The 12,202-nt window shown below is 40.3% G+C and carries 9 protein-coding genes; 5 read left to right on the top strand and 4 right to left on the bottom strand.

Features of this window, described 5'->3' with window-relative positions; all coding sequences use genetic code 11:
* Positions 1 to 7 precede the first annotated feature (7 nt).
* Positions 8 to 898, top strand: coding sequence for a TIGR01777 family oxidoreductase (locus tag AAEZ22_RS00305; protein ID WP_208834037.1), 891 nt, complete (start codon positions 8 to 10; stop codon positions 896 to 898).
* Positions 899 to 1,038: 140 nt separating this feature from the next.
* The gene (locus AAEZ22_RS00310) at positions 1,039 to 2,223 is read left to right on the top strand and encodes a GGDEF domain-containing protein (RefSeq protein ID WP_350544168.1); all 1,185 of its coding nucleotides are present in this window, start codon (positions 1,039 to 1,041) and stop codon (positions 2,221 to 2,223) included.
* Positions 2,224 to 2,454: 231 nt separating this feature from the next.
* Here the strand turns inward: AAEZ22_RS00310 and AAEZ22_RS00315 are convergent, their stop codons facing one another.
* Both AAEZ22_RS00315 and AAEZ22_RS00320 read right to left on the bottom strand, forming a co-directional pair.
* Entirely contained in the window at positions 2,455 to 3,123 is a 669-nt protein-coding gene (locus tag AAEZ22_RS00315; protein ID WP_041454402.1) for a DUF2987 domain-containing protein, read from the bottom strand.
* Positions 3,116 to 3,925, bottom strand: coding sequence for a glucosaminidase domain-containing protein (locus AAEZ22_RS00320; RefSeq protein ID WP_089368164.1), 810 nt, complete (start codon positions 3,923 to 3,925; stop codon positions 3,116 to 3,118). The genes AAEZ22_RS00315 and AAEZ22_RS00320 overlap by 8 nt, the downstream gene beginning before the upstream one ends.
* 186 nt (positions 3,926 to 4,111) lie before the next feature.
* On the opposite strand from AAEZ22_RS00320, the gene AAEZ22_RS00325 reads away from it, so the two are divergent.
* Entirely contained in the window at positions 4,112 to 5,404 is a 1,293-nt protein-coding gene (locus tag AAEZ22_RS00325) for an anti-phage deoxyguanosine triphosphatase (protein ID WP_341255448.1), read from the top strand.
* Positions 5,405 to 5,491: 87 nt separating this feature from the next.
* Here AAEZ22_RS00325 and AAEZ22_RS00330 read toward each other — a convergent pair whose 3' ends face one another.
* A complete protein-coding gene (locus AAEZ22_RS00330; protein WP_352295709.1) occupies positions 5,492 to 7,648 on the bottom strand; it encodes a prolyl oligopeptidase family serine peptidase in 2,157 nt (718 codons plus the stop codon).
* 154 nt (positions 7,649 to 7,802) lie between these two features.
* Between AAEZ22_RS00330 and AAEZ22_RS00335 the strand changes: the two genes are divergently transcribed.
* Together AAEZ22_RS00335 and AAEZ22_RS00340 are read left to right on the top strand one after the other, a co-directional pair.
* Entirely contained in the window at positions 7,803 to 8,111 is a 309-nt protein-coding gene (locus AAEZ22_RS00335; protein ID WP_086994214.1) for an Mpo1-like protein, read from the top strand.
* 202 nt (positions 8,112 to 8,313) lie between these two features.
* Complete coding sequence (locus AAEZ22_RS00340) at positions 8,314 to 10,896, top strand: TonB-dependent receptor plug domain-containing protein (RefSeq protein ID WP_352295712.1); 2,583 nt, start codon at positions 8,314 to 8,316, stop codon at positions 10,894 to 10,896.
* Between the two features lie 109 nt (positions 10,897 to 11,005).
* On the opposite strand, the gene AAEZ22_RS00345 is transcribed toward AAEZ22_RS00340, so the two are convergent.
* Complete coding sequence (locus AAEZ22_RS00345; protein ID WP_254910712.1) at positions 11,006 to 12,007, bottom strand: branched-chain amino acid aminotransferase; 1,002 nt, start codon at positions 12,005 to 12,007, stop codon at positions 11,006 to 11,008.
* Positions 12,008 to 12,202 lie beyond the last annotated feature (195 nt).

The raw sequence follows: 12,202 nt of genomic DNA on the forward strand, positions 1-12,202 counted from the left end.
CTGTGTTATGCATATTTTTATTACTGGAGCTACTGGCTTAATTGGCCAACACCTTTGTCCTTTTTTAACCCATCATCATAGTGTTACTGTGCTAAGCCGTAACCCCACAAAAGCAAACGTACTTTTAGGGCATAAAATAAATGCAGTTACCAACATAGAAGCGGTTGATTTTAATAATGTTGATGTAGTAATTAACCTTGCAGGTGAGCCCATTGTAAATAAACGCTGGAGTGATAAGCAAAAATCGATTATTCGCGATAGCCGCATTGAGCTAACAAAACAAATATCTGCAGCAATCGCTGCATCCAATACCCCACCGCATACGTTTATATCAGGCAGCGCTGTTGGTTTTTATGGTCGCCAAGGCATTACCCCAATTGATGAAGAAAATAATAAACCCCACGATGAGTTTAGCCACCAGCTTTGTAAAGACTGGGAAAACGCAGCATTAGCAGCTCAATCAACTAGTACCCGGGTGTGCTTACTGCGCACAGGTATAGTATTAGCAAAAAAAGGCGGTGCTTTGAGCAAAATGCTACCGGCGTTTAAGCTCTGTTTAGGCGGCCCTATTGGCAATGGCGAGCAAGGTATGTCGTGGATCCATATTGACGATATGACGCAGTTAATATTATTTATTATAAAACATAAAAATATGACTGGGCCTATTAATGCAACGGCACCAAACCCTGTAAGTAGTAAAGTATTTAGCAAAAGTTTAGGTAAGGCGTTATCTCGACCAGCTCTAATTCCTATGCCAGCGCTTGTGTTAAAGCTGTTAATGGGCGAAATGGCTGATCTGCTCATTACCGGACAATATGTTTTCCCCCAAAAAGCATTAGAGCATAACTACCGATTTCATTTTTCTGATATTGATTCGGCATTAGAGAGTTTAGTATAAGCACAGTCATTCAGCATTTATAAATACTTATTTAGTTATAAATACAATGCTTTACAACGATTTTTAAAATTTTATAACAGTATATAATACACGGACGCAGCGAATTGCTCTGCCACTTTATATTTAAGAGTACTTACAACATGCTGCACTTACCAACTATAACTAGCCTATCTTTTATTTTCAACTTACTGATAGGTATACTGTTTACTTCTTTTTACCTGCACAAAAAAACAACTAGCTTTTTGTTATTTGGTGGTGCTTGTATCTCGTTTGCCACTGCTATTTTACTTGTGAGCTTTAAAGAAGAGCTAAACCTCCCATGGCTAACTCACTACCTTGCAAACCTATTTATTATACTGAGCCCACTATTACTTGTAATCGGCTTAAATAAGTTTAACAACAAAGCTGTAATAAACTTAACGCCTTTGGCTTACCTTTATGGCTTGTGCGCTTTATTACTCGTGTTTGTATACAATCATGTTTTAAGCCAAATATTAACAAGCTTTATTGTTGCCATTTTATTTTTATACGGCGCTTTTATTTTATTAAAAACACACTGCGTTGCTAAATTACAGCAACGATTACTTATAATAGGCTTAGTAACACATAGCTTAGTGATGTTAGGACAAGTTATTTTATTGTTGCTCCCCTTTATAACCTCAAATAATGATGACTTTAAGCCCCAGTTACACATACTATTAATAGCGCACCTTTTTATTACCACACTCTGTGCTTTAATTTTGCCTTTTATTATTTTTGCAAATTCAGAATCTAAGCTGATTAACTTGGCAAACAATGATTCGTTAACGCAATTATTAAATCGCCGCGGATTTTTCTCTACCTGTAAAAACATTAAAGCCAATACAGCCGATAAAAATCATACCTTTGCTTTAATTATGTTAGATATAGATTTTTTTAAGCGTGTAAACGATAAATATGGCCATGATGTAGGCGACCAAGCATTAAAATGGATAGCGCAACATATCAGCCAATTATTTATGAATATTGGCATAACAGCGCGAATTGGGGGAGAAGAGTTTGCAGTATTGCTTAATGGTTATACGCTTGAGCAAGCAAATACCTTGGCAGAGCAATTAAGCTTTAATATTCGTCAGCAACCATTTTATTGTAATGATCAATCCATTCCTCTGTCTGTTAGTGCCGGTGTTAGTAGTACCACTATTAACCAGCTAAATTTAAAAGAGCTATTATTACACGCCGACAAACACCTATACCTTGCAAAAGAAACAGGCCGCGACAAAGTAGTTAGTCAATACGATCACACCTCTTCTCGCAAGCCAACACGTCCGCAATATAATACTTAACCAGAGTTAAGGTTACTAAATAACCTCAACTGCGGATAATAAACCTATCTCAAGCAGCTATTTTCAGCGCTAACTGCGTTGAATTCACTGAAAATCTCTGGCTAGAGAAAAGAAAGCTAAAGCTAAATATAACTATGATTCAATACGTTAGTAAATCTCTTAACCAGAGTTAAGGTTACTAAATAAAAAAGCGGCAAAAGCCGCTTTAAATAATTTTTTATAAAATTATATTTATTTAGTTATCCAAGGTGTTACTTTTATAACATCTGCTATATCAGCTAATTCTTTGGTATCGTCTTGCCAATTGTCTGCAACAGCGAAATAGCACACTGATTTTTTACACTCAATGCTTTCATCATCAAAATGCATTGGCTTTTTAAAGGTAACAACTACGCCTTTTTGTTCTGGTAATAAAAACCACATTAATTTGCTAACAAAAAATCCCGATAAATCAGCCAACAGTTCGTCAAGTTCAGTGTGTATAGTAAATAACGACTGTTTAGTAAAGCTTAAACCTTCAAGTTCATTCGCTTCTATTTGTAATTTTAACTGACAGTCATGTACCGGATTTTGCGGTTGCACCACAATAACCGCTTTATCTGTATCAAGTTGCTTATCAAAAGGCAGTAATAATTGCGCTTGTTCGGTGTAATTGAGCGGGTATTCGTTATTTTCGGTTAAAATTGTGCCACTTTTAATTGCACAGGCTTCGTTAGTGCCAATATCGCTAATATAAAAATTAACTCGCGCATATTGAAAATCACCTTTATTAACCACTTTTAAGCGATCGTAAAAGCCATCGTACGACATTACAAACTCTCTAGCAGAGGCATTTAATGCGGTAACACTCAGTAGTGTTAACGACAGTGCTGTCATTATATTTAATACACTTTTATTCATCAAAGTAGGCTCTATTTTGGTTAATCATAGTGTTTAGCTCTTCTATATACGCTTCACCACGCTCTGAATACGACATTAAACCCTGAGTTAATAATGTTGCTGCTATGGGTTGTTGTTCTAAGCGTAGGTTTTCGCGAATAGATCGCAGCTCTTTATAAGCATTATGGGTGTTTATATTTTTAAAGTAAGAACTAACCGCAGCACGCACCGACTTAAACGCAGCCACTTCATGTGCAGCACCGGTATCGCGTCTACCAGGGACCATACCGCAGCCTTTTGAATAACACCACTGGCCAAAAAAGTTCAGGCCAATACGTGCAAATCGCGATGTTCCCCACGCAGACTCATTAGCAGCTTGCATTAGGGCTAGTTCTTTAGGGATCACGTCTACACGGCGAAGTGCTTGTTTAAGCGTAAAGCTATCTATTGTTGTGGGTAGGTCGTACGACTTTAATATTTTAACAATATCATTGCTTTGTTTTTCATCTAACGGTAAGTCGTTTTCAAGCATCATTCGAGCAATTTCTAAATTAGCGCGTTGTTGTAAAATCTTTTTATTTTCGGCTTCTACATGCGGTTTAATAAAGTTAAAAAATGCCCGCTTTTTATCTTTTACATCCGCAAACTCAGAAAACTTTGGTAGCGTTACACTGTGCAGCGGTTTTTCTTTTTTCTTTTGCTTTTTAGATTGCTCTGAACTTGTTTGCTCATCTGAACCACTCTCGTCACTTTGTAAAAAAGGAAACGCCAGTGCCCAAATAAAAAGTGCGGCTAATATAAACTTTATAATGTTTTTTAACATGTACTCTCTCAATAAAACTTTAAATTATGTATGGGTAATGCACATACATACGAAGCGTTATTATACCTAAGCCACTTTATAAAGGCGAACTTTCACTAACTGCGCAAATACCGTACAACGTGTGCACTCGCAATTTATAGTTCATGGGTATATTCTAACGTTATTAACTAATTACGAGTCAGTAGTATGGACAAACAGTGGCAAAGCCGAATTATAGAACAATATAAACACCGCCCTAATGATAATCGCTCACCGTGGCAGGTTGATCGCTCACGTATTATTCATGCTGCTGCGTTTAGGCGTCTGCAAGCTAAAACCCAAATTATGGGTATTGGCTTAAACGACTTTTACCGTACTCGCCTTACTCACTCATTAGAAGTGTCGCAAATTGGCACCGGCATACTGCGCCATTTAAAAGTACAACACAGCGACTTTAGCCATTTTCCGTCAACCGGATTACTAGAAACCCTATGCTTAGCCCACGACATTGGCCACCCGCCGTTTGGTCATGGCGGCGAAATTGCACTTAATTATATGATGCGCGATCACGGTGGTTTTGAAGGCAACGCGCAAACGCTGCGTATTGTTGCCAAGCTTGAACCATACAGCGACGGCCATGGTATGAACCTTACCCGCCGCACCTTATTGGGCTTTATAAAATACCCTGCATTTATAAATAAGCTTTGGCACACTATTCCTAAAGTAAACCCTGAGCGTGCATTTATTAAAGCAGACGATTGGCGACCAGCTAAAGGCTTATATAACGACGATGCGGCTATATTCAATTGGATAGTAGAGCCCTTGAGTCAAAACGATAAAAGCTTGTTAAGTAACCACACGGTAATAGATAAGTACCGCGCTAAAACCAGCTATAAGTCGCTCGATAGCGCCATAATGGAGCACGCCGACGATATAGCCTATGCGGTACACGACCTAGAAGATGCCATAGCCACCAAAGTACTTACTCTTGATGATTGGCAAACCCATGCTTTACCACAACTGCAGGCGCTTAACTTTAGCTGGTTAAACGATATGCTTGAATCACTCACTTTACGACTGTTTTCAAAGCATGATTTTGAGCGCAAAGATGCCATAGGCGAACTGGTTAATACCTTTATCATTCATATTCATTTAGATGTGCAAAACGAAGCGTTCGAATGCCCTATTTTAAAATACACAGCCAAGCTAGAAACTCAGTACGAGAGTGTACTGCAAATACTTAAACACTTTGTGTTTCAGCGCTTAATTCGCAACCCTAAAATGCAACAAATTGAGTTTAAAGGGCAAAACCTACTGATTGAATTATTTACCGCTTTTGCCAGCGATCCGCTGCGGTTATTACCCGAAACCACGCAAGCCCAGTACATAGAGGCGCAAAAACAAAACCAAGGTATGCGTATTATTTGCGATTACCTCAGTGGTATGAGTGATGAATACGCCTATAAAACCTATCAACGGCTGTTTTCACCCGTTCAATAATGAGTGGCTTTTAAACGATTAATAAAAAACCGAGTAAGTTTATTTACTCGGTTTTTTTGTGGTTACTTCACTTTGAAAAAGTCGTAATTAAAGAGACTTAACTCCCATGTTATAAAGCGTAAAGCCATACATATCGGCGTACAAATCAATAATTTTACTCGTTGGTGTGCCTGCACCATGTCCGGCGTTTGTTTCAATACGAATAAGCGTAGGGTTTGTACCCGCTTGTTTAGCTTGTAACTGCGCAGCAAATTTAAATGAGTGCGAAGGCACTACCCTATCGTCATGATCTCCTGTTGTTATCATAGTCGCAGGGTATTCTATGCCCGCTTTTACATTATGCAGCGGTGAGTAGTTTTTTATGTAAGTAAACATTTCTTTGCTTTGCTCACTGGTTCCATAATCGTACGCCCAGCCTGCGCCTGCAGTAAATGTATGGTAACGCAGCATATCGAGTACGCCTACAGCCGGCAGCGCCACTTGAAATAAATCAGGTCGCTGGGTCATAACTGCGCCTACCAATAAGCCACCATTTGAGCCGCCACGCAGAGCTAAGCGCTGTTTAGATGTGTACTTTTTGCTTTGTAAATACTCAGCTGCGGCAATAAAGTCATCAAATACATTTTGTTTTTGTAATTTAGTGCCCGCATTGTGCCACTCTTTCCCGTACTCACCACCACCGCGAATATTGGCCACCGCATACACACCACCTTGTTCAAGCCAAGCGGCAGTGGTTGGGCTAAAGCTTGGCGTTAAGCTAATATTAAAACCACCATAACCATATAAAATAGTTGGGTTTGAACCATCTAACTTTATACCGTTTTTGTAGGTAATTATCATAGGTACTTTAGTGCCGTCTTTTGAGTTATAAAACACTTGCTCAGAGGTGTAATCGTCACTATTAAAATCAACGCCAGATTTACGATAAACACCCGACTCCCCTGTAGTTACATCAAACGTATAGGTCGTTCCTGGGGTTTTGTAATTGGTAAAAGAGTAATACAGCGTTGTTTGCTCTTTTTTGCCACTAAAGCCACCCGCTGTGCCCACACCCGGCAAGGTAATATCGCGAATTAGCTCTCCCTTTTTGTTGTACTGTTTCACTTTTGAAATAGCATCAACCATGTAATTTGCAAAAAAGGTATCACCGCCTTTAGTAAGCTTTAATACATTTTCGGTTTCGGGAATAAAGTCCTGCCAGTTTTGCGGACCAGGATCAGCTGCATCTACCGTTACTACTTTTTGATTTGGGGCATTTAAGTTAGTCACTAAAAACAGCTTACTGCCTTCGTTATCAATAACCGATGTATCTGAGTCTGTGTTTCCTACAATAGTCACAAACTCGCTATTTTTTTGAGTTAAGTCTTTAATAAATAGCTTATTACCCGAAGTAGAAGTACTGGCAGAAATAAGTAAAAAACGGCCATCATGCGTTACATCTGCTCCTACATAACGATGTTTTTGCTCATCGGTTGCGCCAAATACCAGCTTATCGGTTGCTTGATCTGATCCTAAGGTGTGATAGTACACTTTATGTTGATCGGTTTTAGCCGACAACTCACTGCCTTCAGGTTTATCGTAGCTAGAATAATAAAAACCCTCGTTGCCTAACCAATCTATGCCACTAAATTTCACATCAACTAAAGCCTGTTCCACTTGCTCTTTAGTTTGCGTGTCTATAATAATAATTTTGCGCCAATCACTGCCGCCTTCCGATATTTGATACGCCAGTAATGAGCCATCTTTTGAAAACGACAGCCCCGACATAGACGTAGTGCCATCGTCGCTAAATTTGTTTGGATCTAAAAACACCTCAACGTCACCGCCCTCTTTACTGCGGTATAAAACATACTGGTTTTGCAGGCCATCGTTTTTATAAAAGTAAGTGTAATCGCCCTCGGTAAAGGGAGCGCCTATTTTTTCGTAGTTCATTAACTTTTCAAGACGCTGCTTTAACTTATCGCGATAAGGAATTTGCTCTAAATACGAAAAGGTTACCTTGTTTTGTGCTTTAACCCAATTGGCAGTCTCTGCGCTCATATCATCTTCTAACCAGCGATATGGGTCGGCCAGTGTTTCGCCAAAGTAGTTATCTACTACATCACCCTTTTTAGTTACAGGGTAGTTTACTGAATTTGCTTGGCTCATGGGTGCTTTAGCTTCTTTATTAGTTGCGGTATTTGTTGGCTCTGAGCAGCCGCTAAGTGCTACAAGAACAGCACATGCTAGGGTTTGTTTAAACATTTATCTCTCCATTATTATTGGTTTTTAATAGTAGGCCTAAGTTATTAACTTTAAGCAAGTTTGTCTAGCTAGATACGTTCAATACCACTTGTCGCTGTAAACAAGTGTAAATTTAGGCTTTAATAAGATTACGCAGCATAAATAAGAGCAATACATGCCCAGCCATAAATTTAATAGCTTTAAAGCATTTTACCCCTACTACTTAACAGAGCACCGCAACATTACGTGCCGACGCTTGCACTTTATTGGCAGCACTTTAGTGCTTTTTGTTATTGGCGTAGCGGTGCTTAAATCGCAATACCGTTTATTGTGGTTGTTACCAGTAATTGGCTATGGTTTTGCCTGGGTTGGGCATTTCTTTTTTGAAAAAAACAGACCCGCTACCTTCAAGCACCCTTTTTACAGTTTGTGGGGCGACTGGGTTATGTTTAAAGATATGCTCATTGGAAAAATAAAGTGGTGAACTATAGCTAACTTAAACTCTAGATAATAAATTCCTATTATTAATCCCTCACTTTCAAGTAAACATTATGTTTATTGAATGTTATTCAATTGACTGCCTTTGCTGCTTAGGTATATGTTAAAAGCTGTAATTTTAATTAGCTCAGTTGTTACTGCAAATTTAACTGAACTAATTTACTGCGTTTTTGAATGAGGGAATCAACATGAATAATAAATTATTATTAAAACTGCAAAAATCAACGCCACTGACTGTGTGTGCGCTAAGCGTATCGGCGGCATTACTGGGCTCTATGTACGCATCTGCTGCTGAGCAAGACACCCAAGCCGAGGCAAATATTGAACAAATTAGTGTTATTGGCTCGCGCCGACTAGGCCGAACTGTAGAGGACAGCCCAGTTCCAATTGATATTATTGGTGCCGATTCGCTTAAAAACTCAGGTCAAACCGAAACCAACGCCCTGCTTAGTAGCTTACTGCCTAGCTTTAACTTTCCGCAAGCATCACTTACCGATGGTAGTGACCATGTGCGCCCAGCTCAACTGCGTGGTTTAGCACCCGATCATACCTTAGTCCTTGTTAATGGTAAGCGCCGCCATAGTAATGCACTACTTAATTTAAATGGCTCAACGGGTCGAGGCTCATCATCGGTTGATTTAAATGCTATTCCGGCCAATGCTATTGCCCGAATTGAGGTACTGCGTGATGGCGCTGCTGCGCAGTATGGATCCGACGCAATAGCCGGGGTTATTAATATTGTACTTAAAAGTGCCAGTAGTGGCGGTTCTGTATCGGCTATATATGGCGCAAACATGACCGAAATGGATGGCGTGCCTGAACTTAAATCGGTATCAGAAGATGCCAATGGTAATTTAGCCTTTAACGAAGGGAGCGACCGTTCATTAACCGATGGTCAAACGTTAACACTGCAAGGCAATATGGGATTTGAGCTAGGCGATAACGGTTTTTTAAATATATCTACCGAATATCGCGATCGTCATTCAACCAATCGCTCTGACTACGACCAACGTGAAAACTACGCTCGTTTAGATGATGGCTCCGTAAATGGCGCACTCGATCCACGCGAGTTAACCTGGGATCGCTACAATCATAATTTTGGTAATGGTAATGTAGAAGACTTTTCTGTTTTTTATAACTCAGGATATGAGCTAACAAATAACGCTGAACTGTATTCTTTTGGCTCTTATAGTAAACGCGAAGGCGAAGGTGGAGGTTTTTACCGCCTCGCACAAGATGATCGTAACGTCACCGATATTTACCCCGACGGCTTTTTACCGGTTATCACCTCTGATATAAATGACTTTTCTCTCGCATTGGGTGTTAAAGGCTTTGTGAGTGAGTGGAATTACGATGTATCTGCCGTATACGGGCTAGATGACTTTGAATTTGGTGTAATAGATAGCGTAAATACCTCGTATGGGCCAAGCAGCCAAACACGTTTTGATGCCGGTACACTTACCTACGACCAACTTACGCTTAATGTTGATTTTAGCCGCGAGGTTGATGTCGACTTTTTAGCCAGCGGCTTAAACATTGCTGTAGGTGCTGAGTACCGCCGCGAAGGCTACGAAATTCAAGCAGGCGAAGAAGCCTCTTATGCCCAAGGCACATTTGGCCCTGGTGGTGCAGTAACCGATCCAGTGAACGGCCCATTTGGTTCAGCAGGCTCGCAAGTGTTCCCTGGCTTTACCCCTGAATCGGCAAGCGATAACAGCCGCCATAATGTAAGCTTATACGTAGATTTAGAAGCCTACATTACCGACAACTGGAACTTAAGCGTTGCAGCGCGTTACGAAGATTACTCTGACTTTGGTGATACCTTAAACGGTAAAATTGCCACACGTTATACACTAACCGAAGATTTAGCGCTGCGCGCCTCAGTATCAACCGGTTTTAGAGCGCCTTCGCTACAGCAACAACATTTTACTTCAGTTGCTACTGTATTTGTTGATGGTGAACCCACACAAACCGGTACTTTTGCACCCAGCAGTAACGTTGCAAAAGCACTCGGATCACCTGGCCTAGATGCCGAAGAAGCCACCAACTATGGAATAGGCTTTACTTGGTCAACCGACTTTAATTTCAGCTTATCGGTAGATTACTATCAAATACTTATTGATGACCGTATTGTACTGTCGAATAACTTATCTGGCGCTGCTATTGCCGATTTACTCGAAGGTACAGGGGCTAATCAAGGACGATTTTTCTTAAACGCTATTGATAGTAAAACTCGCGGTGTTGATGTGGTTGCTTCATATAACCTAATTACAGATAACTACGGCGATGTAGCATTTAATTTAGGCTTTAACTATGGCAAAAACCAAGTAACAGACATTATTGCCCCACCTGCAGAGCTGCAAGGCGCTGGGTTTGATCAAGACAACTTATTTTCTGGTAACGAACTACGTCGCTTTGAAGTAAGTACCCCGCGTAATAAATATAACTTAAGCGCGGTTTGGACTATGGATGATTGGCGCGCCACCTTACGAAATACTCGCTACGGCGAAACCCAAGATCCATCGGATATTGCACAGCGTAACGAAGTTTTAAAACCTAAATGGATCACCGATTTAGATGTAGCCTACGCAGTAACTGACAATGTATCGGTAAGCTTAGGTGCTAATAATATTTTTGATGTATACCCAGATCCAACCCGCGACCTAGTTGATGACGTAACTACATTCTCACGCTTATTTTCGTACTCAAGCTTTTCGCCATTTGGTTTTAATGGCCGCTACGTTTACGGCAAAATAGAAATGAGATTTTAATCCGCTAAGGTGTAAAGCTATTTAACCTAAGCGCTAATTAAATAGCAAAAATACAAAAGCCACCTAATTAAAGTTAATTAGGTGGCTTTTTAGTGGGTTAAATTAAAAACTAAATTTTAGTTAACCAACCGTGTGTATCTGCAGTTTTACCCCATTGAATATCGTTCAATGCTTGGCGCAGGCGCGCCGTAGTTGGGCCAGCTTCGCCGTTACCAACTTGGTATTCTTTATCATTATGAATAAACGTGCCCACTGGTGTTAATACTGCCGCAGTACCCGAAAGTGCTGCTTCAGTGCCCGGTTTAGCTGCGCGCTCTAAAAGCTCAGTAACGCTAAAGTTGCGCTCGCTTACCGTCATACCTAAGTCTTTAGCTATGGTTAAAATACTATTACGGGTAACGCCATGTAAAAACGTGCTATCGAGCGCTTTAGTAATAATTTCGTTGCCATCAATTAAAATAAAGTTAGCTGCACCGGTTTCTTGTACGTCGCCGCCTGGACAAAATAAAATTTGATCAGCCTGATGCTTAGTACGTGCTGCTGAAATTGGTCCTAGTGCACTGGCGTAGTTGCCACCACTTTTTATCATGCCCATGTGCGGCGCACAGCGCATACCATCTTCTTCAAGTAATACGCGCAGTGCCGTTGCACCGCCACTAAAGTAATCACCTACTGGCGATAACAAGGTATATAGCAATGAGCTCATTGAAGGCGCAGCGGCTTTACCAATTGCGGCCTCAGTACCAATATGCGTTGGGCGAATATACATAGAGCCCGGTGGTAAAGGCGTTTCATCTGCATATTGGCGCACAATATCAATAATCATGGTTTTTAGCATCTCGCCATCAACACTTGGTAAACTAAGCAATTCTGAACTCTGCTGCATGCGCGCAATGTTTGCATCCATTCTAAAAATATAGACTGAGCCATCTTCATGGCGAAAGGCTTTTAAGCCTTCAAAACATGTGCTTGAATAATGTAAAACGTGAGCGCCAGGATGCAGTTCAAGCTTATCAGAAGGGACAATTGAGCTTTCGCTCCATTTATTATCAGAAAAACGAGCTTGAATCATCTGCGGCATAAACACAGTACCAAATGCGGCCATTTTAATCTCTCTTGTGTGGTCTATTTTTCTCCATTGTATGACAACCAACTACTACTTAACCATAGCAAAACAGCCTGTTTTTAAATTAATTAGAAGAGTTTTTTGCATGTAGTGGTGGTTATTTAATCAAAAAAGCCATTTACAACACTTTAATGCAATAATCAGCTAACGCCTTTACGCTAACCGATTATTTAATGCAGG

It is taken from the genome of Pseudoalteromonas sp. 20-MNA-CIBAN-0454, from assembly GCF_040308685.1.
Taxonomy (GTDB): domain Bacteria; phylum Pseudomonadota; class Gammaproteobacteria; order Enterobacterales; family Alteromonadaceae; genus Pseudoalteromonas; species Pseudoalteromonas nigrifaciens.